Source organism: Labrys sp. ALF-8, assembly GCF_059699065.1.
Genome location: NZ_AP048537.1, coordinates 2662081 through 2684275, shown reverse-complemented (window position 1 = coordinate 2684275; position 22195 = coordinate 2662081). Strand labels below are relative to the sequence as shown.

Here is a 22195-nt window from a genome sequence, read left to right as displayed (position 1 = left end):
TGTCGTCTTCCCGTACCATGCAACCCTCGTGGAAACCCGATCCGGCCTTGCCTATAGCACGAAAAACCCCGAGCGCATCCCGTTCAAATCAGCGCAAGCAGGGCATCTTCCTCCGGCTGCGCCGCAAAGGCAACTTTCGCCGCTCCACCCTCCCTCATCACTTCCGCCACCTTCCGCGAGAGGCAGAGATGGCGGACATCGAGGCCGGCCACGCCCGCCCTTCCTCCGGCGCAGGCGATGAAGGCGTCGGCCGTACGGGCCGAGTAATGCAGCACCACATCGACGGCGCCGGCGGCGAGGGCAGCCTGGGTCTGCGGCTGGAAACGAGCAGCCTGATGCGCCTCGTAGATCTCGACGAGCGTGACCCGATGCCCGAGGACGGCGAGTTCGGCCGGCAGGTCCGAACTGCGGTCGGCGCCCGCCAGATAAAGCGCGCGCTTCGGCTCCCGCCATGCCGCCGTGACGTGGGCGACGAGTCCGGCGACGTCGCGCCCAAGCGTCTCGACCTCGGCAAAGCCCAGCGCCCGCGCCGCGGCCCCGGTGCGCTTGCCGACCGCGACGAGCGGGATGGCGGCAAGGCCATCGAGTTCGCTCCTGTGGCGCAGGGCGGCCAGCGCATTGCCGCTGGTCACGATCAGGACATCAAAGGGTCCGGCGGGAAGGGGATCGGCACGGAAGACGATCTCCAGCATGGGATCGACGAGCGGCTGGTGGCCGTATCGCTCCAGCGCGACGGCAGTCTGCCGGGCCTCGTCGAGCGGCCGTGTCACCAGAACGCGCGCCATGGCTGTCCCCGAAAATAGTAGGCGCCGGCCTCGCGAGCCGGCGAACCGATTAGCCTGCGAAGAAGTCCGGTCCGCCCGCCACGCGCAGTTCCTCGCCCGCAGAACGTCCCAGTGCTTCCGCCTCGGCGATGCTGCCGCTGCGGATTGCCTCGTGCATGGCGCTGCCGTCCGGCTTGAGGATCTGCCCGCGGAAGACGATGCGGTCGCCCTCGACCCTCGCGTGCCCGGCGATGGGCGTGCGGCAGGAGCCGTCGAGCACGCCGAGGAAGGCCCGCTCCAGCGTGAGCGCGAGATGGGTATCCCGGTGGTCGATATCGGCTATGAGGCGATTGGTTTCGGCATCGTCCCGGCGCGTCTCCAGGCAGATGGCGCCCTGGCCGACCGCGGGGAGGAAATCCTCCTCGCTCAGGATGGCGCTGGCCCGGTCGATCAGGCCGAGCCGCTTCAGCCCGGCCACTGCGAGCAGCGTGGCATCGGCCTCGCCCTCGGCGATCTTGCGCAGGCGCGTCTCGACATTGCCCCGGAACAGGATGGTCTTGAGGTCCGGCCTGAGGTGCCGGACCTGCGCCTGGCGCCTCAGCGCCGCCGTGCCGACGATAGCGCCCTGCGGCAAGGCGGCGATGGACGCCGCCCGGGGCGAAATCAACGCGTCGCGCACATCCTCGCGCCGCAGGAAGGCGCCGAGCACCAGCCCGTCCGGCAGAATGGTGGGCATGTCCTTCGCCGAATGCACGCCTATATCGATGTCGCCGTCCGTGAGCGCGCGCTCGATCTCCTTGGTGAACAGTCCCTTGCCTCCAACCTCCGAGAGCGCCCGATCGCGGATGAGGTCGCCCGAGGTCTTGATCACCCGGATCTCGATGCGTTCGGGCGCGATGCCGTGCGCGTGTGCCAGCAAGGCCTGGGTTTCCCGCGCCTGCACCAGGGCAAGCGGACTGCCTCTCGTCCCGAGGCGCAACAGAATGGACACGATGTGGGTGCTTCCTAGTGGTTTGGCGCTGCTTAGCGCCGGAGGATAGGACGAGTCAAAGGAAGCGTGGTCCAGGAAGCCCCGAGCAGGGCCGATATTCCGCCGGGTTCGCGGCGAGGAGGTCAGCCAGGCACCATCCGTTCGAATTTCTGCAAGGAGGGGTCGCTCGGGTCCCATGCCTGGCCGCGGATGCTGTAGGTGAGCGCCTGCGGGCTGAATTGGCTCGGGTCGTCGAGGCTGGCCGCGTGGACCGCTATCAATTCCGGCATCGCGGCGAATGTCAGGTAGACCGGCGTTCCGCAAGTAGGGCAGAAGGCATGGATCTTGTCATTCCCGCTGTCCGCGGCCACGCTCCACTGTGACGCCCCGCCGGTAAGCCTGACTTCGGCCCGGCGCGGAAAGGTCAGATAGGACCCGTGTCCGGTACCGCTGCGCTTCTGGCAATCCCGGCATTGGCAGTGGTTCTCGAAGATTGGCTCGCTGCTCGTCTCGTAGCGGATCGCGCCGCATGCGCACCCGCCTGCATAGAACTTGGCCATGACCATGTTTCCCTTGGATGTTCCGGATCTGGCGCCTGGATCAGGCCGCCTTTGGCTTGGCGAAGACGTCGAGGCCATGGCCGGTTTCCAGGTAGGATTTCAGGCTGGAGAGAACCACCGGCCAGCCCTTGCTGATGCCGCTCGCCATTCCGCTGTCGGCTTCGAGTTCGTCGTGCGTGACGGTGAGCCTGACCATGCTCTCATATTCCTCGATCTCGAACGTCACCCGGCTGTAGCTCTCCGGGTTGGAGGCCTGCGAAGCGGCTGCCCAGGTGACGACCAGGCGGGTCGGCGGCGAGATCTCGACGACCTTGCCGACGAGTTGGAGCGTGCGTTCGTCATTGGCGCGGATATGCTCCCATTTCGATCCGGGCTTCCAGTCGGAGACGTTCTCGTGGCCCCAGTAACGCCTCGTAACGTCCGGCCTCGTTATGGCCTCGAACACCTTTTCCGGCGTCGAGAGAATATAGGTTACATAGAGAAAGCTGGTCTTTTCCCTGGTCATGATCTCTCTCCTTCGAGCTCATTCTTCAATTCGTGCAGGAGACTGAGCCGCTCGGTTTCGAACTTCCTCACCCACCGCTCGTAGACTTCGTGCAGCGGCACGGGATTGATGAAATGCAGCTTCTCCCGGCCCCGCTTGACCGTGTTTACGAGATTGGCCTCCTCCAAAATGCCGAGATGCTGCGTGGCCGATTGCCGGGCCATTCCCAGATTCTCGCAAAGCTGGCCGAGGGGCTGCCCGTTCCTCTCGCAAAGAAGGTCGAGCAGCTTTCTGCGCGTCGGGTCCGCCAGCGCCTTGAAGACCTTATCAGCGTCCATCGATCTCACTCGCATGCAATAAAATTGGCAGGTAAATACCTGCATGTCAAGAGCAGGTATTTACCTGCATATGAAGGATAGCGATCGCGCCCTCTGCGTCGGCGGACAGCGTGCCGCCTGCGATTTCGTCTAGTTCGAGTGCCGGGCGGCGAAGGGATCGTCACATCGCGGCACCGGCAGGCGCGTCATCGCGCTCCTGCCGGACACAACGGGATGGAATGGGGTCACAAGACCGCGAGATTGCCATAGCCCCGGGACCCCTCCTCGCCGAGCAGTCCGGCGATGATCACCAAGGCCTCCTTCAGGGGGCCGGGCGATGGACCGCCGAGGCTGAGGCGGATACCGCCTTGCGCAGCGTTGACATCGACCAGCGGAGCCCGGGGTTGCATGACGAGCACCCCCTGCGCTGCGGTTGCGGCGGCGAGGCGATCGGCACGGCTCGACGGCATCGGCAGCCAGAGATGGAAGCCGGATGGTCCGGGCAACGCCTCGAGCCGCAGAAGCGTCCGGGCAAGGTCCAGGCGCCGCGCCGCATCGGTTCGAATCGAGGCCGCGACGGATTGCGCCGTACCGTCCGTCAGCCATTGTTCCATGATGAGGCAGGCAAGCGGGGCCGCCATGGTGCAGGTGGTGCGCAGGGCGCTCATCGCGCGCTCGAGAAAGGCGGGCGGAACCACCAGCGAGCCGATGCGCAGGCCCGGGCTGAGCACCTTCGACAGGCCGCTGACGTGGAGGGTTCGCTCGGGCGCCAGGGTGGCGATCGGCATGTGTCCGGGACCGGCGAAGATGGCATGGATGTCGTCTTCCACGATGACGACGTCATGCCTGCGGCAGAGGTGCGCGATATCCTCCCGCCGCCTCGCATCCATGGTTGCGGCCGTGGGATTGTGGAGCGTCGGCGTTACATAGAGCAGCTTCGGCCTGGAAACGCGTGCAAGCGAGTGCAGGGCTTTCTCCAATGCATCGGGGCGCAGGCCCCGGGCATCGGTGTCGATACCGATCAGCCGGTGGCCGTGCTGGCGTGCCAGCATGATGGCCCCCGGATAGGTGATAGCCTCGGTCAGGATGACGCCGCCAGCCGGGGCGACTGCCGCGAAGGCGATGGCGAGGGCGTGCTGCGCGCCATTGCAGATAAGCAGGTGCTCGGGCCTGGCATCAAGCTTCTGGCCGGCCAGCCAGCCGGCGAGCAGGGCCCGGTGGTCGTCCCGCCCGGCGGGCGGCAGATAGGAGCCGAACAGGTCGGCATCGAGCCGTCGCGCCATGGCGGTGAGCGTCGCCGCCAGGAGGCGCTCGCTCAGCATCTGCGGCGGGATGTTGACGGAGAGGTCGATCACGCCGGTCCGGCGCGCTGCGAGGCCGGACACGAACATGCCGCGGCCGCGCTCGCTGCGAACCAGGCCGCGGCGCTCCAGCACGGCGTAGGCCTTGGTCACCGTGCCAAGCCCGATGCCGAGCCGGTAGGCAAGCTCGCGATGCGGCGGCAGCCGCGCCCCTGGGACGAGTTCTCCTTCGGCGATATCGTCGGCGATGGCGGCGACCAGCCGTTCGTGGGGAGAGCCCTCGCCCTCCGAGAGCCGCGGTTTCCAGGGAGAGACGAGGCGCATCGAATCCTAAAGTGTCACATGACGCTATATCAATAGCGTAAATAGTGTCACATCACTAGGATGCCGGCAAGCAAACATTCCGGCTCCCCCCCGATGACCCTCGAACTGCTCCTCGCCTTCGCCGCCTATGCCTTCGTGACCTCGATCACGCCGGGCCCCAACAACACCATGCTGCTGGTTTCCGGTGCCAATTTTGGTTTCGGACCAACCATTCCGCATCTGCTCGGCGTCAATCTGGGCTTCTCCGCCATGGTGCTGGCGGTGGGCCTGGGCGCAGGCGGCATCTTCACCGTCTTCCCGCTGCTGCACGAGATCCTTCGCTATGGCGGCGCGCTCTACCTTCTCTATCTCGCCTGGCGCATCGCCACCGCCGGCGGCATCGGAGGCGATGACGCCGCCGCCCGGCCCATGGGCTTCCTACAGGCCGCAGCCTTCCAGTGGATCAATCCCAAGGCGTGGATCATGGGTGTCGGCGCCGTGGCGGCCTATACGCCGCAGAACGGCTATTTCCTCAACATCGCCATCGTCTCGCTGGTCTATCTGATCATCAACGCGCCCTGCATCGCGGCCTGGGCGGGCTTCGGCGTGGCACTCCGGGGCCTGCTGCATCAGCCCTTCTACCTGCGTCTCTTCAACGTCGCGATGGCGGTGCTGCTGGTGGCCTCGCTCTATCCCCTGCTGATGCACGCATAAGCCGGATTCGCGCCGGCCGGCAGGAGATGGCCTATAACCGGAGCACCTCCCGGCGCCCCTCCTTTGGAAAGCCCCATGAAACGACGCTTCATCCAGTGCGATGTCTTCACCTCGGTTCCTACGCGGGGCAACGGCCTCGCCGTCGTTCTCGACAGCGAAGGTCTTTCGGATCACGACATGCAGGCATTCGCAGCCTGGACGAACCTTGCCGAGACGACATTCCTGCTGCCGCCCCGCGATGGCGCGGACTACAGGGTACGCATCTTCACGCCGGCCTATGAGATGCCCTTCGCGGGCCACCCCACCCTCGGCAGTTGCGCTGCCTGGCTGCGCGCGGGCGGAAGGCCCGCCATGGCCGGCGTGGTGCGGCAGGAATGCGGGGTCGGCATCGTCGAGATCGACTTGACCGGCGAGCTGCCGGCCTTCACGGCCCCGCCCACCGCGATCCAACCGCTGCCTGCCCGGACGCTCGAACCGATCACCGACGTTCTCGCCCTGGATCCCGGCCGCATCCTGCGCACCGCCATCCTGGACAACGGCACTCCCAAACACGTGCTGGAACTCACGAGCGCCGAGGACGTCCTTGCTCTCGATTCCGCCCGGGTACGCTGGCCGGCCTTTCAGCCGATCGGCGTGATCGGGGCCTATCCGCCGGGCAGCGAGTGCGATTACGAGGTTCGGCTGCTGGCGCCATCCAGCGGCATGAGCGAGGATCCCATCACCGGCTCGCTCAACGCCGCCATCGCCCACTGGATGCAGGCCGAGGGGCGGCTCGGCGAGCGGCTCGTCCTCGCGCAGGGCACGAAGATCGGACGGATCGGCCGCGTCCATGTCCGCACCGTCGGGGACAGGGTGCTGGTGGGGGGCGATACGCGGATCCTGATCGAGGGGACGCTGGACCTGTAACCCTCGTCAGGTTGCGGGAACGCAGCACCCATTCCAGCACGCTTCCATCGGATGGAATTAGCGCCTATGGCATGCTGGACTGCAATTCCGGTTTGTCATGAAAGACGAGCAAGTTCATCGCGCCTTCCGGCTGAGCGTCCTCCTGAAGGGCGCGCATGCGCTGATCGAATGCATCGGCGGCCTTGCGCTCGCCCTGATCAGCACGCAGACGGTCATCGGCCTCGTCAGGGCCGTCACCCAGGAAGAGCTGGTCGAGGATCCCCACGATTTTCTCGCTGGCCACCTCCAGGCCTGGGCACAGGGCTATTCGCTGCAGAGCAAGCACTTCTACGCCTTCTACCTGCTCAGCCACGGGCTGGTGAAGGTATTGCTGGTGATCGGCCTGCTGAGGGGCAAGGCGTGGTCCTATCCGGCCTCGCTCGTCGTCCTGGGGCTCTTCATCCTCTACCAGCTTTACCGCTACTCCTATACCGGCAGCGTCGGGCTCCTGGTGCTGACGGCCTTCGACGTGGTGGTGATGGGGCTGATCTGGTGGGAATACCGGCTCGTGCGCCATAGGCTGGATGTCGCGAGGCCACCTTGAAGACAGGTCATTGCCGCTCCGTGTGGCCCCGGCAGATGGCGGCCAGCTTGTTCCCGTCGGGGTCGCGCACATAGGCGGCGTAGAAATCGGGGCTGTAATGGAGCCGCAGGCCGGGTGCACCGTCGCAGCGTCCCCCATGACCGAGAGCGGCGGCGTGGAACTCGTCCACCGCCTGCCATGACGGCGCCAGGAATGCGACCATGCTGCCATTGCCGACCGTCGCCGGCTGCTGGTCGAACGGCAACCCGATCCAGAAGGCGAGTTCCCGGCGGCCATCGTCCTCGTAGAGGCCCCATCCCGCAGAGACCTTGTCCCATTCCGGATCATTGGTCACGCAGCGAGCCATTCCGAGCGGGGCCAGGGCCGAATTGTAGAAAGCGATCGCACGATCGAGGTCCTTGGTACCGAAATAGACATAGTGCAGCATGGCGCTCTCCCGAACGATCGTCCTCCGGCCGAGCCGGCACCGGAAACAGTCCCAGGATCGGGGCTACTTGCAAGCACTGGCTTCGCAGGTTGCTGACAAGCCTTGTCAGCAGCGTTGCCTTACTCTGGGCATGGAACGATGAGGGACCGGCAGATGCGGATGGAAGGTTTCGAGACACGCTCGGTACGCATGGAGCGGCTCTGCCTGCTCACGCTCCAGGCGCCAGCCGAGGATCTCGACCGGATCATGGCCGCCGTCCTTGCCATCACGCCGCTCGCCATGGGCAGCTACGACAGCAACGCCTACCAATCTGCTGCCGGCGTCGAATGGTATCACCCGCTCGAAGGCGCCGCCGCCGGGGCGGAGCAGGCCATCCGCAAGCGTCCGGGCGTCGGCGAATTCGTTTTCGAACTGCCCGACGACCAGGCGCTCATCGAAAGGGTGGTCGAAGCCATCTTCCAGGTCCACAGCTACCAGGAACCGGTGATCAGGCTGCAATCCATCCTGGGCAGCCGCTCCCGCGGCCTCGACGATAGCGCCAATCCCCATCGCTGGTGGAACACCACAGGCGACTGGAAGAAGACGGACACCGCACCAATGGCTCCGCGCGGATGAGCATGCCGCCCCATCGCCTTGGGCTGATCCTGGTCACGGCCTCGGCCATTGCGTGGAGCATGGCCGGCTTCTTCACCCGGCTGATCGCGCTCGACACCTGGACGATGCTGGCCTGGCGCGGCATCTTCGGCGCACTCGGCATCGGCACCCTCATCCTCGCCATCGAAGGGCGGCGCGCCTGGCGGGGCCTCGCCGCAATGGGCTGGCCCGGCTGGACCTTCGCCCTCGTCTCGGCCCTCGGCATGGTGCTCTTCATCACGGCCCTGCGCCATACCACGGTTGCGCATGTGGCCGTGATCTACGCCACCGTTCCGTTCGTCGCCGCGGCCCTTGCCTGGTTCACCCTGCGGGAGCGACCGACAGGGAGCGCCATCCTGGCGAGCCTGGCGGCCCTGGCCGGTGTCTGCGTGATGGTGGGGCTCGGCATCGAGGGCAGCCCGTTCGGCGACATCCTTGCCCTGCTCATGACTGTCACCATGGCCGTGATGATGGTCATCGCCCGCAAATATCGAGATATTCCCGTGATGCATGCGGCCTGGCTCTCCGCCGTACTGAGCGCGGCGGCAAGCTGGCCGCTTGGCGATCCACTCGCCCTCACCTTTCACGATCTCTGGCTGCTCGCCTTGTTCGGACTGGTGAACTCCGCCCTCGGCCTTGCCCTGTTCACACTGGGCGCACGTTACCTGCCAGCCATCGAGACGGCTCTGATCGGATCGCTCGACGCTCCGCTCGCTCCACTCTGGGTATGGCTGTTCTTCACCGAGACGCCCGGACTTGGTACTCTCATCGGCGGTCTCATCGTCTTCACGGCCGTCCTGCTCCACATCCTGCTGAGCGCAACCCTGCGGAGAGCGGCAAGGACGGCTGAGCCTTGAGCACGGCCGGATTGAGGGCTGGCGCGACTGCTAGTGCTTGATGGTCTGTGTTTCGGCGGACTTTGCAAGCCAGTTTCCGAGAGCGGCGTGAAGGGCCTCGGCCGCTTCCGACGAGATCGGCACCTTCAGGACGGTGTCGCCGTCGAAATGGAATTCCGCGAGGACGAAGCCACCGCAGGGCGGGGAAGCCAGTCGCAGCAGGCTGGTCAGCACGGGAGCCTCGATGGCGCCGCCATCACCTTCCAGGTCATCGATGTCATCGGCCATGTCGACCTCAATTTCCTCAGAACGAAGTACTGTTGCCGTCCGCCGGAATGTGACGGTTTGATGAAAGCCAGGCCTGACCCTCCGCGAGTGCCGGAACGGGACCGCCATATCTGCCTCTTCGCGTCACGACAAAGACAGGAATGACTTATGTTGCTCACACGCGGGTAATCAGAACCTGGCGCCGATCGCCCTTCCCCTATGTAACAGCTGTCTCGCCACGATGATTCACCAATCAGAACTGTCGCGCTGCACTTATGATCTCAACCGAAATCGCCACCCGCCGAACAGTTTTCAAGTTGACGAAATATTGTATTCAGCGCCCATCAGCACAGTGTAGCCTCAGGAGGCTCACTTCAGTTTTCCAATAACGAAACCGATCATCTGCACATTTCATTCCGTTTATCACTCAATAAGTTCTTAGGATAGAGCAAATCTGCAACACCTCGAAGTAAATCACCCACTCGCAGGGCGTGATCCTTCTTCCTTAACTACACCTTTTAGATAGGTCAGGCTACCTCTCCTGGCTATCGCGGTTCGCATGCCCTTCTCGTCTGTCACGATCCGACTACGCAGGTAGGCGCAAATAGCGCTTGAACGGTTGGGCGTTCTTTCCGATTGTCTGCCTCTCCCCGCCTCGGAGTTTCTTCCATGCATCGTCCCGCTTCCAAGCTCGCCGCAGCGCATAGCCGGGCCGAGCGCCTCGACGCCGTGATAGACGCGGCCATCGCGGAGGCACGCATCGTCGGAGCGGTGGTGCTCGTGGCCGAACATGGCGAGATCGCCTATCGCCGCGCCGCCGGCCATGCCGACCGCGAGGCGGGCAGGCCCGTGCTGGAGGACACCATCTTCCGCCTCGCCTCCGTGACAAAGCCGATGGTGGCCGCCGCTGCGCTCTCGCTGGTCGAAAGTGGCCATATGGCGCTTGAGGATCCGGTGACGCGTTTCCTCCCCGCCTTTCGCCCCCGGCTCGCCGACGGCAGCGAGCCGGCAATCACCATCCGCCATCTTCTCACTCACACGTCGGGCCTGATCTATGGCTATGACCGCGCCGCCGGCATTTCGGAAGGCATGGACATGCCCGGTCGCGGCATGCCGGAGAATCTCGAGAGGATAGCGGCCCAGCCCCTCGCCTTCGCCCCGGGCACCTCGTGGCGCTATTCGGTGGCCATCGACGTGCTTGGCGGGCTGATGGAGAAGGCGGCGGACAGGAGCCTGCCGACCATCCTGGCCGAGCGCATCACCGGGCCGCTCGAGCTTGCCGATACCGAATTCGTGGCCACAAGGCCCGAACGCCTTGCGACTGCCTATGCCGACGGCAAGCCGAGCCCGATCCGCATGGCCGATCACCAGCCCGTGCAAGGCAAGGACGGCGTGCTTCACTTTGCCCCCGGACGCGCCTTCGATCCGACGGCGTTTCCCTCGGGGGGTGCCGGAATGGTCGGCACGGCCCGCGATTTCCTCGCCTTCCTCGAATCCATGCGCAAGGGAGGCGAGCCGATCCTCTCGCCTGCCAGTGTGCGCCTGCTGCGCGAGAACGCCATCGGCGGCTTCGATACCGGCGTGGCCGGTCGCGGTTTCAGCCTCGGCTGGTCGGTCTCGCGCGATCCACACGCCGCCGGCCTGCCCTATTCCGTGGGAACATGGCAATGGGGAGGGGTCTACGGGCATTCCTGGTTCGTCGATCCGACGAAGGAACTTTCCGTCGTCTCCTTCACCAATACGGCGGTGGCGGGCGTGAACGGAGCTTATCCGGAAGCCATCCGAGATGCCGTATATGCGGATGCCCCGTAGGAAAGCAGCCCGCCGTGCTGGAACCTCCCAAGCACGGGAACGTTGTTGGCAATCCTCGGTTTCAGTCTCGATTCATCCAGGCCATGCAATCAAGGCAACGACCCGGCCTCAATGGGTTAGGGTACCCTCGCGTTCTGGGCATCCTTTTCATCGAAGAAGGTATCCCTAGCCATTTTGGACCGAAATCCTCAGTCGAACCAAGTAGGGGATTACGCAAGGGTACCACTGAATCACATCTGTACGCATTGCGTGTACTTTCGTAGATGAAAGGCTGCCGTCAGCTTCTTTCGAGTGTGTTAGCATCATGGGAAAGCCGGTAGCCGCGAGCCGGATTGGAAAGGTTCGGTTTTCACCTTTGTGGGAATGGGAATGACTGTTGTCCTTGTAACCGGTGGCGCCGGCTATATCGGCAGCCATGCCTGCAAAGCGCTGGCCTTGGCTGGTTATGAACCCGTCTGCGTCGACAACCTCTCCCTGGGGCATGCCGACGCCGTGAAATGGGGTCCGCTCGAAGTGGGCGACATTCGCAACGGCGCCTTCCTGAACAAGGTGATCGCCAGATATTCGCCCGAAGCCGTCATGCATTTTGCGGCCAGCAGCAATGTCGGCGAATCCGTCGCCGATCCCGGCAAATACTACTCCAACAATGTGATCGGCTCGCTGAACTTGCTCGAGGCGGCGCGCCAGAACGGTATCGAGCACTTCATCCTGTCCTCGACCTGCGCCACCTACGGCATCCCCGAGAGCCTGCCGATCGTCGAGACGTCCCCGCGCAACCCGATCAATCCCTATGGCGCCACCAAGCTGGCCGTGGAGCATGCGCTGGCCGATTACGGCCTTGCCTACGGGCTGCGATGGGCTTCGATGCGCTACTTCAATGCGGCCGGCGCCGATCTCGACGGGGAACTGGGCGAAAGGCACACGCCCGAGACCCACGTGATCCCGCTGGCGATCATGGCCGCCTTCAGCCACTACCCAACTTTCAACGTGTTGGGCACCGACTATCCGACGCCAGACGGCTCGGCCATTCGCGACTATATCCATGTCACCGATCTCGCCGAAGCCCATGTGAAGGGGCTGGACTACCTCATGGCCGGCGGCCAGAGCACGGCCTTCAACCTCGGCACCGGCATCGGCACGACCGTGCTGGAGGTGCTCGAAGCCGTGCAGACCTGTACGGGCCGTCGCCTCGACATTCGCCGCCAGCCGCGCCGTGCCGGCGATCCCGCCATCCTCTACGCTGCCGCGGGCAAGGCAGCCGAATTACTGGACTGGCATCCCCAGCATCGCGAAATCGAGACGATCGTAGGCAGCGCCGTCTCCTGGTTCCGGCACAATCTCGCCGCGTGAACGGCGCGCAAGCCTCTTCTGGTCTCCGGCGCCACTGCTCACGGAATGGGAATTGTATTCGCAAGGGCGGCTCATCGATGATATTGGCGTCACCGCGGCGCGTGGACGTCATCCGAACCTTCGAGGCTGAAAGCCATGAGCCTGATTACGCCTGAAACCGTGTCCTGGCTGCTGATCACCGGACGGATCCTGCTGGGCGGCCTGTTCGTGGTGGGAGGTCTCCACCACATCCTGAACTTCCATCCCGTCGGCGACGCCATGCGGCAGCGCGGCGTGCCCTTCGCACCACTGGCACTGCTCTGCGGCACGATTTTCCAGATCCTGGCCGGCCTCCTTGTGATGGCGGGCTGGCTGGTGACGGTGGCCGCACTGGGCCTCGCGCTCTTCACCCTGCTGACCTCGGTGACGATGCTGAACTTCTGGAGCCTCGAGGGTGAGGCGCGCAAGGCCGCCGTCAATGGCTGGCAATCCAACCTCGCCATCATCGGCGGTCTCTTGATCGCGGCCGCACAGGCCGCCTGAAAGCCGGCGTCTCTCCCGCCGGCGAGGCGCCGAGGCCGCTTCCCACCGAGATTAATTCTTCCCGCCGCCCCGCAGGCCTCTTGACACTTTCTCAAAATGTAGAAAAACTACATAGATAAATCGAATGTGACCAATTGGACGGGATCAACCGGCCATTTAGCGGAGGAAATCTATGTCAGCGGAACTTTTCCGAACATCTCGTCGTGCCTTCCTGAAAGGCGCTGCCGCACTGGCGGCCGGCGCCGCCGTGGCGGGCCAGACCAGCGGCGCCCTTGCGGCCGGCAAGCCGTTCGTGCCCTATTCCAACAAGAGCCTCGACTATTACTTCTTCGTGGCCCAGGAAGAGGCCGTGAAGAGGGCCGTGGAAGCGCAGGGCTGGGAATTCCAGGCCGTCAACGCGAACTTCGACAACACCCGCCAGCTCCAGCAATGGCAGAACCTGCTGCTGAAGAATCCGGCAGCGATCATTTCCGATCCCATCGACAGCCAGGCCATCGCCAGCGCCATCAAGCGCTTCAATAAGAAGAAGATCCCCGTCGGCATCATCGACACCCCCGCCTCGGACGGCGCCGTCTCCATCACGGTTGACTTCGACAACTACCAGGGCGGCGCCATGGCGGCCGAGCAGATCGTGAAGCTGCTCACCGCCCGCCACGGCTCGCCCAAGGGCAGCGTGCTCAATGCCTATGGCGCATTGCAGTCAGTCGCCTGGCGCCTGCGCAAGGAAGGCTTCGAAGCCACCATGCAGAAATACCCGGACATCAAGCTGTTCAGCCGTCCGACCGAAGGCATGATCGACAAGATGCAGGCGGTGACGCTGGCCACGCTCGCCGAAGTGCCCGATCTCGATGCCGTGCACGCCCCTTCCGACACGCCTTCGCGCGGCATCGTCACCGCTCTCCAGCAGAAAGGCCGCTGGAAGAAGGTCGGCGAGGACGGCCATGCCATCTTCTGCAACATCGACGGCGAACCGATCGCCCATCAATGGATCAAGGATGGCTACATGGACGCCTCGATCGCGCAGGATCCCATTGCCTATGCCGAGATCACGGTAGAGATGCTGAGCAAGTACGCGATGAAGGAACAGCCGGTTCCGACCGGCCCCTACGAGAACAAGAAATACTACTGGGAACGTGGCGTGATCACCGATTCGCTCACTGGGCCCTCGCTGATCATCCCGCCTTTCGTCATCAACAAGGACAATGTCGACGACAAGCGCATGTGGGGCAACATCGCCTATAACGAATGGGGACTGCGGTACAAGTGAGCCCCTCCGGCAAGCATCGCGCCACATGATGGCGCGATGCTGATGCGGAACCGTATTCCGCATCCAATCGGCGTACGATCCCGGACCTGCGAGGCACCGCTCCGCGGCGCGGCGCATCCGGGATGACCTTCTCTCCTTGCGAGATGTCCATGACCGTTACCCCAGCCCGGCCTCTCGCCTCGTCCGATACCATTCTTCGGGCCGAGAATCTGGTGAAGACCTACGCCGGCGTGCAGGCGCTCAAGGGCGTTTCCCTTTCCGTGCGGCGCGGCAGCATCCACGGCCTGCTCGGCGAGAACGGCGCGGGCAAGAGCACCCTGGTCGGCCTGATCTCCGGCATGCGCACGCCCACCAGCGGCCAGATCTGGCTTGGCGACCAGCCGGTGGCGGGCCACGACGTCAAGGCGATGGAACATGCCGGCGTCTTCCTCGTCACGCAGGAGCCGATGATCGTCGAGCAGCTCAGCGTCGAGGAGAACCTGCTGCTCGGCCGCTGGCCGGCAAAGGGCGGCTTCGTCGACTTCAGGCGCCTGCGCCGCGATGCCACCCGCATGCTGGAAGGCATCGGCATCGAGCCCGACCTGCCGGCCGGGTTGCTGGGCGCCGTGGAGAAGCGCAAGCTCAACATCCTTCGCGCGCTGTTCAGCGGCGGCGAAGTGATCATCCTCGACGAGCCGACGACCTCGCTCACGGTTGCAGACCGCAAGCACCTGTTCGACTTCATGCGCGAGCTCAAGGCACGTGGCGTCACCTTCATTTTCATCTCGCACTACAACGAGGAGATCCTCGAGATCTGCGACGCCGTTTCGGTCCTGCGCGACGGATCCCTTGCCGGCGAGAGCTTCGACATCGCCTCGCTCAATTCCGACAGCCTTTCCGAAATGGTGCTGGGGCGGGACCTCGCGCTCTTCCATCGCAGGAAGCGGGCGCCGGAGGATCTGTCGCCCTCCACCGGCGTGCGCTTCCGCGATGTGCGCGCGCCAAGCGTCGCCATCGCGGATTTTTCCGTGGCGTCGGGGGAGATCGTCGGCTTCGCGGGCCTGCCGGGGTCCGGCGCCAAGGATTTCGCCCGTTGCATGTTCGGCCTGGTGCCGGTGCAGTCGGGCCGCTTCGCCATGGCCGGGGGGGCTGAAAGGCCCATGCCGGCGGACCCGCGGGAAGCCTTCCAGAACGGTATCGCCTACCTCTCGGACGACCGGCGCCGCGATGGCCTGGTCGGCATCCGATCGATCGGCGACAACATCGTGATGTCGAGCCTCGACGCACTCTCCTCCTTCGGCTGGATCGACACGCGCCGCGAGGGGGAGACGGCGCAGCGCTACTTCCGGCAGATGGGCGTGAAGGCGCCCAGCCTCGACACACCCGGCGATTCTCTCAGCGGCGGCAACCAGCAGAAGGTCTGCCTGGGCCGCGTCATCGCGACCAGCCCGAAGCTCCTGATTCTCGACGAACCGACGCGCGGCATCGACGTCGGCGTCAAGGAGGACGTGCACCGCCAGATCGACGCCCTCACCAGCCAGGGCATGAGCGTCATCATCATCACTACCGACCTCGACGAGATGGTGCGGGCGGTGGACCGCGTCTGCGTCTTCTCCGGCGGCGCAATCGTCGAGACGCTGGCCGGAGCCGACATCACCAAGGAACGCCTGCGCGCCGCCGCCTTCGACCGTGGCGCCAACACTATTCAAGGGACCAGCCAGCCATGAGCGATGGAGCTTCCGTCAAATCGAGCCCGCCCGTGAGCGAAGGTGCCCGCCAGGCCCGCGGCGGCAAGTCCGGCACGCTGCAATGGCTGCTTCAGAACGTGGTTTGGTTCTGGCTTCTTGGCCTGATCGTGATCTTCGGGGTGTTCAACCCCTACTTCTTCACGATCAACAACATGCAGAACATCATGGTGCAGGCGACTGTGCTGGGCCTTCTGGCGCTCGCCATCTCGCTGCCGCTGCTCGTGGCGGAGATCGACCTTTCCATCGCCTCCAACATGGGCTTTTCCTCCGTGATCGGAGCGCTCACCATCAACTATGGCGTGCCATGGTGGGGAGGCGCCCTGATCGGCATCCTCGCGGGCGCCGGCGTCGGCCTGTTCAACGGGCTGTGCGTCACACGCCTGCGCATGGTCTCGCTGATCGAGACGCTGGCGATGATGATCATCCTCCAGGGTGCCCTGCTCGCGATCACGGAGGGCAACACCGTCGCCAACATGCCGGACGAATATACCTGGATCGGTCAGGCGACCGTCGGTACCTGGCCGATCATGCCCCTGGTCTTCGTGGTCTGCCTCGTCGCCGAGGCGATCGTTCTCAGGCGAACGGTGCTCGGACGCAGCATCTACGCGGTCGGCGGCAACGCCGCCGCCTCCACTGCCGCCGGCATCCGCGTCGATCGCATCAAGATCATCGCCTTCACCCTTTCCGGGCTGCTGTCGGGCATCGCCGGCTACATGCTGGCGGCCTGGCAGATGGCGATCACCTCCAACCAGGGCGAGGGTTTCCTGCTCTACTCGATCGCGGCTCCCATCATCGGCGGCGTCTCCGTGTTCGGCGGACGCGGATCGGTGGTCGGCATCCTCGGCGGCGTGCTCCTGCTCACCACCATCCAGGCGGGCCTTGCCGTGGTCAGCTTCCCCTCGTTCTATGTGCCGATGATCGGTGGCCTGATGATCTTCGTCGCCGTGGCGATCGATGCCGTCAGGGTCCGCATATCGGCCGGCCGATGAGTTTCAATGTCGGGTAAGATTTCCTTCGCCAGACAAATGTAGTTTTACTAGATAGTGCCGACCGAACAGCCGGCACCGGGATTCGATATGACCGACGTGAAGCGCTACCCCAATTTCATCGATGGCCAGTGGACGGCGGAGGGCATGGAACGTTGGCTCGACGTGGTCAACCCCGCCACCGAGAAGACAATCGCCCGGATCGCGCAGAGCGACCCGGCCATGGTTGACCATGCCGTTGGGGCAGCACGCAGGGCTTTCCCGGCCTGGCGCGATCTCGGTGCCCATCGCCGCGCCGACATATTGCGCAAGGCCGGCGAGCGGGTCAGCGCCAATCGCCGTTCGATCGGCGAAGCGATGACCAGCGAGCAGGGCAAGCCGCTCAACGAAGCGCTGGGCGAGGTGGACAAGCTCGCCAAGACCTTCGCCTATTATGCCGAGGAAGCGGTACGCGTGCTCGGCTACACCGCGCCGAACGAGGAACCCGGCCATCTCAGCCTGGTCGAGAAGGAGCCGATGGGCGTGGCGGCGGCAATCGCTCCCTGGAACTATCCCGTGGAACTGATCGGCTGGAAGCTCGGCGCGGGCCTTGCCGCCGGCTGCACGATGGTGGTGAAGCCCTCGGAGTGGACGCCGCTCTCAGCCATCGGTGTGATCACATGCCTGGAGGAGGCCGGCCTGCCGGCTGGCGTGGTAAACCTCGTCAACGGCGATGGCCCAGCCACCGGCCAGGCGCTCGTCTCCCATCCCGACGTCGACAAGATCGCCTTCACCGGCTCGCTCAGGGTGGGCGAGGAGATCTTCCGCACCATGGGCGGCATCAAGTCGGTGTCGCTGGAGCTGGGCGGCAATTGTCCGCTGCTGGTGGCGCCCAGCGCCGACCTGGCCGCCGCGGTGAAGGGGGCGGTGCGGCGCAGCTTCCGCAACATGGGCCAGGTGTGCATCGCCATCAACCGCATCTACGTCCACCGCCCGCTCTACGGGGACTTCGTCCAGCGGACGATCGCGGCGGCGAAAGAGCTTGTGATCGCCGATGGCCTCGCCACGCCCACGGCCGATCTCGGCCCGATGACCAATGCGGCTGGACTCGTGAAGGTCCGAGAGCATGTCGCCGACGCCCTCGCCAAGGGCGCGCGGCTCGGCTGCGGCGGCAAGCGGCCGGAGGACAGGCCCGTCGGCCATTTCTACGAGCCGACCGTGCTGTTCGACTGCACGCCGGACATGCTGGTGATGAACGCGGAGACATTCGGGCCCGTCGTCGGCATCAGCGCCTACGATACGCTGGACGAGGCCATCGCGCTCGCCAACGATTCGCAGTATGGCCTCGCCGCCTATGCCTATGCGCGCGATGCCGGCGAGATGTTCGACCTGGCGAGGAAACTCTCCTTCGGAAGCGTCGCTATCAACAATGTCGATGCCGGCATCATCAATGCGCCGTATGGCGGCCGCCGCAAGAGCGGCACGGGCTACGAGCATGGCCGCGAAGGCATGGAGGGCTACCTGCAGTTCAAGCATGTCCGCATCCGGCACAGGGCCTGAGGGGAAGGGAGACCCGACATGAGCCCCCGCCCCTGCTTCATCGGCATCGACCTGGGCACTTCGACCTGCAAGACGCTGGCGTTGGATGCGGAGGGCCGCGTCGTCGCCGGCGCCAGCGCGGACTATCCGCTCGTGACGCCGCGCCCAGGCTGGGCCGAGCAGGATCCGGAGCTGTGGTGGCAGGCGACTGTCGAGACTATGAAGGCCGTGCTGGCCCGCCTCGAGGGATGGCAGGTGCAGGCGATCGGCCTCACCGGGCAGATGCACGGGCTGGTGCCGCTCGACGCCGGGGATCGGGTGATCCGTCCTGCCATGCTCTGGTGCGACCAGCGGGCCGCACCGCAATGCGACACCATCACCGAGCGCGTCGGGGGGCTGGATGCCCTGCTCGCCCTCTCCAACAACCGCATGCTGCCCGGCTTCACCGGCGGCAAGTTCCTCTGGATGGCCGAGCACGAGCCGGAGGCCTTCGCGCGCATGCATCGCTTCCTAAACCCCAAGGACTATCTGCGGCTGAGGATGACGGGCGTGCATGCGAGCGACGTTTCCGACGCCTCCGGCACCGGCCTGTTCGACGTGCGCCGGCGCCGATGGTCGTCCGAGTTGCTCGCGGCCGTCGGCCTGACACAAACGCATGTCCCCGCCGTGTTCGAGTCCAGCGAGGTCACCGGAGGGCTGTCGGCCGATGTCGCCGGGCTCTGGGGCCTGCCCGCCGGCCTGCCCGTGGTGGCCGGCGGCGGCGACGCGGTGATGCAGACGACCTCGCAGGGCGTCGTCGAGCCCGGCGGCATCGGCGTGACGATCGGCACGGCGGGCATCGTCGGCGGCGCGGCACGAAACTGCCCGGACAACCGCGGCGGCCTCGTCCAGGTCTCCTGCGGCAATGCGCCGGATCGCTGGCATGTCATGGGCGTCTCGCTCAATGCCGGCGGTTCCTTTCATTGGCTGAAGGAGACGCTGGAGCCCCTCACGGGCGGCGAACTTTCCTTCGACCGGCTGGCGGAGCTGGCCGGATCAACCCCGCCGGGCGCCGGGGGCCTCCTCTTCCTGCCCTACCTGATGGGCGAGCGCTGCCCCGATATCGCCGCCGACGGGCGTGGTGCCTGGGTCGGCCTGACGCGCGGCCACGGTGCCGGCCATATGGCGCGAGCGGTCATGGAGGGCGTGCTCTTCAACATGCGGGCCATCCTCGATCTCTTCACCGAGGCAGGCCTCCGCGGCCAGAAGCTGCGCGCCTCGGGTGGCGCTACCGCTTCGCGCATGTGGCTCCAGCTCCTGGCCGACGTCACCGGGCGGCCGGTCGCCACCGTTTCCGGTGCGTCGGAAGGCGGGGCCTTCGGCGCCGCCCTGCTCGCGGGCGTCGGCGCCGGACGCTGGCGAAGCCTCGACGACGCCGTGCAAGTGGTGAGCGAAACCGATCATGTCGAGCCCGATTCCGCACGCGCCAGCCTCTACGAGGCCATGCATCCCATCTACAAGACATTGTATCCGGCCCTGCAGGCGACCTTCGGCCGCCTTGCGCTCCTGGCCGACAGAAAGGTTCCGTGATGAAAGCAGCCATCTTCGATCTCGACGGAACCCTGGTGGACTCGGCGCCCGACATCGCCCTCTCCATGAACCGGCTCCTGGCCGATCACGGCGCACCGCCGCAGGCCGTCTCCTTCGTGGAGGGCTTCATCGGGGAGGGGGCGAGGGCGCTGGTGGCCAAGCTGTTCGCCGCGCTCGGCGTGCAGACGGATGACCTGGACCGGGACGTTGCGACCTATATCGCCTACTACCGCGCCAATCCGGTGGCCGCTTCCAAGCTCTATGCCGATGCCGCGCCCGCCCTCCAGGCCCTGCACGCCGCCGGCATCAAACTCGGCGTCTGCACCAACAAGCTGCAGGAACTAGCCGAGATCGTGCTCGATCACTTCGGCCTGCTGCCGCTCATGTCGGTGGTGATCGGTGCCGATACGACGCCCTACACCAAGCCGGACCCCCGCCCCCTGCTCCATGCGGCGCAGGCCCTCGGCGTGGAGCCGCACGAGGTCGTCTATGTCGGCGACACCACCATCGACCGCGATTGCGCGACGGCCGCGAGCATTCCCTATCGCATCGTGAACTGGGGCACGGGCCGCGAAGTCGCCGTCGCTGCCGAGGCCCGCCTTTCCCGCTTTGCCGACCTGCTGCCGAACCCGGTGGCGGCGGATTGAGGATTCCATGCTGAAGGAAGTCGCCAAGATAAGGGACACGCTCACCAAGGCGGAGCTGAGGCTGGCGGAGGTCATCCTCAGGCAGCCCGAAGCGGTCATCACCATGAGCATGGTGGAGCTGAAGAAGGAGGCGGAAGTCTCCGATCCCACCATCGTGCGGTTCTGCCGCCGGCTGGGTTGCACGGGCTATCCCGAATTCAAGGTGCGCCTCGCGCAGGGCCTCTCCCCGGCCGCGCCCTTCGTGCATCGCGCCATCGAGCAGGGCGACAGCGTCGCCGACGCCGTGGAGAAGATCCTCAGCAACTCGATGAACTCCATCAAGCGCTTCGCCGACGACGCGGATCCGGTAGCCGTGGAGAAGGCAGCCGACGCGATGATCAAGGCACGCGCGGTGTTCCTGCTCGGGCTCGGCATCTCCGAGACCGTGGCGTTCGACGCCGAGCACAAGCTCTTCCGCCTCGGCCTGCATTGCCGCACCGTCTTCGACTCACAGCGCCAGATGGTGCTGGCCCCCACGCTCAAGAGCGACGAGGTGGCGGTGTTCTTCTCCCATTCCGGCGCTACGCGCACGCTGGTGAACGTCGCCATGACGGCCCGAGAGAACGGCGTCACCACCATCGCGATCACGGCCCCGCAGTCTCATCTCGCCCGCAACTGCGACATCGTGATTCCCGTGCCGCGCTACGAGCACAGCGAACTCTACACGCCCCTGACGGCGCGGCTGAACCACTTCCTGGTCATCAACATGCTCGTCGCCACCATCGGCCTGAAGCAGGGTCGTCACATGCCCGACAACCTTACCGCCCTCGATCCCTGGCTGACGGAAAAATACATGGATTGAGAGTGGGGTTTCCACCCTCCCCTGTCGCGATTCTCACCCTACCGCGGCGCCGAAGCGTCGACCCTCCCCGTCAGGGGGAGGATGAAACGAGGAGTCCCCCGTGCTGCAACCCAAGACCGAACAGGACAAGGCCAAGATCGCGGCCGGCCGAAAGGCCATCGCCACCTACTTCCGGAACGACATGCAGGTCGGCCTCGGTTCAGGCACGACCTCGCACTGGATGGTGCGCCTGCTGGGCGAGGAAGTGAAGAAGGGCCTGCGCATCGCCGGCGTGCCGACATCCAACGCCACCAGGGCGGTCGCCATCGAGGCCGGCGTGCCGCTGCTCGACCTGAACGACGTCACCGAACTCGAGGTCACGCTCGATGGCCCCGACGAGGTCGATCACCAGGGCAGGATGATCAAGGGCGGCGGTGCCTGCCTCCTTTGGGAAAAGATGGTGGCGCGCGCCTCCAGGCGCATGGTCTGCATCGCCGACGACACCAAGATCGTCGACACGCTCGGACGCTTCCCGCTACCGATAGAGGTGATCCAGTTCGGCTGGCACAACACCGCCTATCAGCTTCAGAAGCTTTTCACCGAATTCGGCTGGGGCGAGGTGCCGATCATCAGGCGCGGCGGCGACACTCCCGTGATCACCGACAGCGGCAACTACATCCTCGACTGCCATCTCGCGGCAATCGCAGATCCGGACCGGCTGGCCCCGCGCTTCAACGAAATCCCCGGCGTGGTGGAGCATGGGCTGTTCGTGGGCATCGCCAAGGAAATCGTGATCGGGCATGCCGATGGCACGGCCGATGTAGAAGTCTATTAGAGCCAGGCGCATTCAGGCAGAAGCGCCGCTTCGCTCCAACTTCTTGTTTTTCGACACGTCATTGCGTTCTGCCGATT

General features: G+C 65.2%; 24 protein-coding genes. 16 read left to right on the top strand and 8 right to left on the bottom strand.

Going from position 1 to position 22195, the window contains the following annotated elements; translation table 11 throughout:
• Window positions 1–83: 83 nt before the first annotated feature.
• From AC6H34_RS12375 to AC6H34_RS12350, 6 genes are all read right to left on the bottom strand, one after another.
• Window positions 84–785 (bottom strand): uroporphyrinogen-III synthase, encoded by a 702-nt coding sequence (locus tag AC6H34_RS12375; RefSeq protein WP_448149685.1) that lies wholly within the window; start codon window positions 783–785, stop codon window positions 84–86.
• Between the two features lie 49 nt (window positions 786–834).
• Entirely contained in the window at window positions 835–1758 is a 924-nt protein-coding gene (hemC, locus tag AC6H34_RS12370; RefSeq protein ID WP_448151363.1) for a hydroxymethylbilane synthase, read from the bottom strand.
• Between the two features lie 119 nt (window positions 1759–1877).
• The gene (locus AC6H34_RS12365; protein WP_448149686.1) at window positions 1878–2294 is read right to left on the bottom strand and encodes a GFA family protein; all 417 of its coding nucleotides are present in this window, start codon (window positions 2292–2294) and stop codon (window positions 1878–1880) included.
• Between the two features lie 40 nt (window positions 2295–2334).
• A complete protein-coding gene (locus tag AC6H34_RS12360; protein ID WP_448149687.1) occupies window positions 2335–2799 on the bottom strand; it encodes an SRPBCC family protein in 465 nt (154 codons plus the stop codon).
• Window positions 2796–3116 (bottom strand): ArsR/SmtB family transcription factor, encoded by a 321-nt coding sequence (locus AC6H34_RS12355; protein ID WP_448149688.1) that lies wholly within the window; start codon window positions 3114–3116, stop codon window positions 2796–2798. The genes AC6H34_RS12360 and AC6H34_RS12355 overlap by 4 nt, the downstream gene beginning before the upstream one ends.
• Window positions 3117–3340: 224 nt before the next feature.
• Window positions 3341–4720 carry an aminotransferase-like domain-containing protein gene (locus AC6H34_RS12350; protein ID WP_448149689.1) on the bottom strand — a complete coding sequence of 460 codons (1380 nt, stop codon included), beginning with the start codon at window positions 4718–4720 and terminating at the stop codon, window positions 3341–3343.
• 93 nt (window positions 4721–4813) lie between these two features.
• Between AC6H34_RS12350 and AC6H34_RS12345 the strand changes: the two genes are divergently transcribed.
• The 3 genes from AC6H34_RS12345 (at window position 4814) to AC6H34_RS12335 (ending at window position 6902) form a co-directional block, all read left to right on the top strand.
• Complete coding sequence (locus tag AC6H34_RS12345; protein WP_448149690.1) at window positions 4814–5413, top strand: LysE family translocator; 600 nt, start codon at window positions 4814–4816, stop codon at window positions 5411–5413.
• Between the two features lie 75 nt (window positions 5414–5488).
• The gene (locus AC6H34_RS12340; protein WP_497539004.1) at window positions 5489–6319 is read left to right on the top strand and encodes a PhzF family phenazine biosynthesis protein; all 831 of its coding nucleotides are present in this window, start codon (window positions 5489–5491) and stop codon (window positions 6317–6319) included.
• A 97-nt stretch (window positions 6320–6416) separates the two neighbouring features.
• Entirely contained in the window at window positions 6417–6902 is a 486-nt protein-coding gene (locus tag AC6H34_RS12335; protein ID WP_497539003.1) for a DUF2127 domain-containing protein, read from the top strand.
• 7 nt (window positions 6903–6909) lie between these two features.
• On the opposite strand, the gene AC6H34_RS12330 is transcribed toward AC6H34_RS12335, so the two are convergent.
• Entirely contained in the window at window positions 6910–7329 is a 420-nt protein-coding gene (locus AC6H34_RS12330; protein ID WP_448149693.1) for a VOC family protein, read from the bottom strand.
• A 153-nt stretch (window positions 7330–7482) separates the two neighbouring features.
• On the opposite strand from AC6H34_RS12330, the gene AC6H34_RS12325 reads away from it, so the two are divergent.
• The gene (locus AC6H34_RS12325) at window positions 7483–7944 is read left to right on the top strand and encodes a YqfO family protein (protein WP_497539002.1); all 462 of its coding nucleotides are present in this window, start codon (window positions 7483–7485) and stop codon (window positions 7942–7944) included.
• Complete coding sequence (locus AC6H34_RS12320; RefSeq protein ID WP_497539001.1) at window positions 7941–8819, top strand: DMT family transporter; 879 nt, start codon at window positions 7941–7943, stop codon at window positions 8817–8819. Before AC6H34_RS12325 ends, AC6H34_RS12320 begins: the two co-directional genes overlap by 4 nt.
• 30 nt (window positions 8820–8849) lie before the next feature.
• Here AC6H34_RS12320 and AC6H34_RS12315 read toward each other — a convergent pair whose 3' ends face one another.
• Complete coding sequence (locus AC6H34_RS12315; RefSeq protein WP_448149696.1) at window positions 8850–9086, bottom strand: hypothetical protein; 237 nt, start codon at window positions 9084–9086, stop codon at window positions 8850–8852.
• A gap of 648 nt (window positions 9087–9734) precedes the next feature.
• Between AC6H34_RS12315 and AC6H34_RS12310 the strand changes: the two genes are divergently transcribed.
• From AC6H34_RS12310 to rpiA, 11 genes are all read left to right on the top strand, one after another.
• A complete protein-coding gene (locus AC6H34_RS12310; RefSeq protein ID WP_497539000.1) occupies window positions 9735–10877 on the top strand; it encodes a serine hydrolase domain-containing protein in 1143 nt (380 codons plus the stop codon).
• Between the two features lie 363 nt (window positions 10878–11240).
• Window positions 11241–12227: a UDP-glucose 4-epimerase GalE gene (gene galE / locus AC6H34_RS12305; RefSeq protein WP_497538999.1), complete on the top strand. Its 987-nt coding sequence runs from the start codon at window positions 11241–11243 to the stop codon at window positions 12225–12227.
• A 135-nt stretch (window positions 12228–12362) separates the two neighbouring features.
• Window positions 12363–12749 carry a DoxX family protein gene (locus AC6H34_RS12300; protein WP_497538998.1) on the top strand — a complete coding sequence of 129 codons (387 nt, stop codon included), beginning with the start codon at window positions 12363–12365 and terminating at the stop codon, window positions 12747–12749.
• 172 nt (window positions 12750–12921) lie between these two features.
• Window positions 12922–14016, top strand: coding sequence for a sugar ABC transporter substrate-binding protein (locus tag AC6H34_RS12295; RefSeq protein WP_448149700.1), 1095 nt, complete (start codon window positions 12922–12924; stop codon window positions 14014–14016).
• A gap of 149 nt (window positions 14017–14165) precedes the next feature.
• Window positions 14166–15722, top strand: a complete 1557-nt coding sequence (locus tag AC6H34_RS12290; protein ID WP_497538997.1) for a sugar ABC transporter ATP-binding protein — start codon at window positions 14166–14168, stop codon at window positions 15720–15722.
• Window positions 15719–16732 carry an ABC transporter permease gene (locus tag AC6H34_RS12285; RefSeq protein ID WP_497538996.1) on the top strand — a complete coding sequence of 338 codons (1014 nt, stop codon included), beginning with the start codon at window positions 15719–15721 and terminating at the stop codon, window positions 16730–16732. The genes AC6H34_RS12290 and AC6H34_RS12285 overlap by 4 nt, the downstream gene beginning before the upstream one ends.
• Before the next feature lie 87 nt (window positions 16733–16819).
• On the top strand, window positions 16820–18268 hold the full coding sequence (locus AC6H34_RS12280; protein WP_497538995.1) for an aldehyde dehydrogenase family protein: 1449 nt from the start codon (window positions 16820–16822) through the stop codon (window positions 18266–18268).
• A gap of 18 nt (window positions 18269–18286) precedes the next feature.
• Window positions 18287–19816 (top strand): xylulokinase, encoded by a 1530-nt coding sequence (gene xylB, locus AC6H34_RS12275; protein WP_497538994.1) that lies wholly within the window; start codon window positions 18287–18289, stop codon window positions 19814–19816.
• On the top strand, window positions 19816–20463 hold the full coding sequence (locus AC6H34_RS12270; RefSeq protein ID WP_448151364.1) for an HAD family hydrolase: 648 nt from the start codon (window positions 19816–19818) through the stop codon (window positions 20461–20463). The genes xylB and AC6H34_RS12270 overlap by 1 nt, the downstream gene beginning before the upstream one ends.
• 7 nt (window positions 20464–20470) lie before the next feature.
• On the top strand, window positions 20471–21304 hold the full coding sequence (locus AC6H34_RS12265) for a MurR/RpiR family transcriptional regulator (protein ID WP_448149705.1): 834 nt from the start codon (window positions 20471–20473) through the stop codon (window positions 21302–21304).
• 100 nt (window positions 21305–21404) lie between these two features.
• The gene (gene rpiA / locus AC6H34_RS12260; RefSeq protein WP_448149706.1) at window positions 21405–22118 is read left to right on the top strand and encodes a ribose-5-phosphate isomerase RpiA; all 714 of its coding nucleotides are present in this window, start codon (window positions 21405–21407) and stop codon (window positions 22116–22118) included.
• The last annotated feature ends 77 nt before the right edge of the window (window positions 22119–22195 follow it).

Excerpts from the sequence above, each read along its gene's own strand:
- AC6H34_RS12375 (WP_448149685.1), bottom strand. The coding sequence starts at position 785 with ATGGCGCGCGTTCTGGTGACACGGCCGCTCGACGAGGCCCGGCAGACT.
- AC6H34_RS12365 (WP_448149686.1), bottom strand. The coding sequence starts at position 2,294 with ATGGCCAAGTTCTATGCAGGCGGGTGCGCATGCGGCGCGATCCGCTAC.
- AC6H34_RS12360 (WP_448149687.1), bottom strand. The coding sequence starts at position 2,799 with ATGACCAGGGAAAAGACCAGCTTTCTCTATGTAACCTATATTCTCTCG.
- AC6H34_RS12355 (WP_448149688.1), bottom strand. The coding sequence starts at position 3,116 with ATGGACGCTGATAAGGTCTTCAAGGCGCTGGCGGACCCGACGCGCAGA.
- AC6H34_RS12350 (WP_448149689.1), bottom strand. The coding sequence starts at position 4,720 with ATGCGCCTCGTCTCTCCCTGGAAACCGCGGCTCTCGGAGGGCGAGGGC.
- AC6H34_RS12345 (WP_448149690.1), top strand. The coding sequence starts at position 4,814 with ATGACCCTCGAACTGCTCCTCGCCTTCGCCGCCTATGCCTTCGTGACC.
- AC6H34_RS12340 (WP_497539004.1), top strand. The coding sequence starts at position 5,489 with ATGAAACGACGCTTCATCCAGTGCGATGTCTTCACCTCGGTTCCTACG.
- AC6H34_RS12335 (WP_497539003.1), top strand. The coding sequence starts at position 6,417 with ATGAAAGACGAGCAAGTTCATCGCGCCTTCCGGCTGAGCGTCCTCCTG.
- AC6H34_RS12330 (WP_448149693.1), bottom strand. The coding sequence starts at position 7,329 with ATGCTGCACTATGTCTATTTCGGTACCAAGGACCTCGATCGTGCGATC.
- AC6H34_RS12325 (WP_497539002.1), top strand. The coding sequence starts at position 7,483 with ATGCGGATGGAAGGTTTCGAGACACGCTCGGTACGCATGGAGCGGCTC.
- AC6H34_RS12320 (WP_497539001.1), top strand. The coding sequence starts at position 7,941 with ATGAGCATGCCGCCCCATCGCCTTGGGCTGATCCTGGTCACGGCCTCG.
- AC6H34_RS12315 (WP_448149696.1), bottom strand. The coding sequence starts at position 9,086 with ATGGCCGATGACATCGATGACCTGGAAGGTGATGGCGGCGCCATCGAG.
- AC6H34_RS12310 (WP_497539000.1), top strand. The coding sequence starts at position 9,735 with ATGCATCGTCCCGCTTCCAAGCTCGCCGCAGCGCATAGCCGGGCCGAG.
- galE (WP_497538999.1), top strand. The coding sequence starts at position 11,241 with ATGGGAATGACTGTTGTCCTTGTAACCGGTGGCGCCGGCTATATCGGC.
- AC6H34_RS12300 (WP_497538998.1), top strand. The coding sequence starts at position 12,363 with ATGAGCCTGATTACGCCTGAAACCGTGTCCTGGCTGCTGATCACCGGA.
- AC6H34_RS12295 (WP_448149700.1), top strand. The coding sequence starts at position 12,922 with ATGTCAGCGGAACTTTTCCGAACATCTCGTCGTGCCTTCCTGAAAGGC.
- AC6H34_RS12290 (WP_497538997.1), top strand. The coding sequence starts at position 14,166 with ATGACCGTTACCCCAGCCCGGCCTCTCGCCTCGTCCGATACCATTCTT.
- AC6H34_RS12285 (WP_497538996.1), top strand. The coding sequence starts at position 15,719 with ATGAGCGATGGAGCTTCCGTCAAATCGAGCCCGCCCGTGAGCGAAGGT.
- AC6H34_RS12280 (WP_497538995.1), top strand. The coding sequence starts at position 16,820 with ATGACCGACGTGAAGCGCTACCCCAATTTCATCGATGGCCAGTGGACG.
- xylB (WP_497538994.1), top strand. The coding sequence starts at position 18,287 with ATGAGCCCCCGCCCCTGCTTCATCGGCATCGACCTGGGCACTTCGACC.
- AC6H34_RS12270 (WP_448151364.1), top strand. The coding sequence starts at position 19,816 with ATGAAAGCAGCCATCTTCGATCTCGACGGAACCCTGGTGGACTCGGCG.
- AC6H34_RS12265 (WP_448149705.1), top strand. The coding sequence starts at position 20,471 with ATGCTGAAGGAAGTCGCCAAGATAAGGGACACGCTCACCAAGGCGGAG.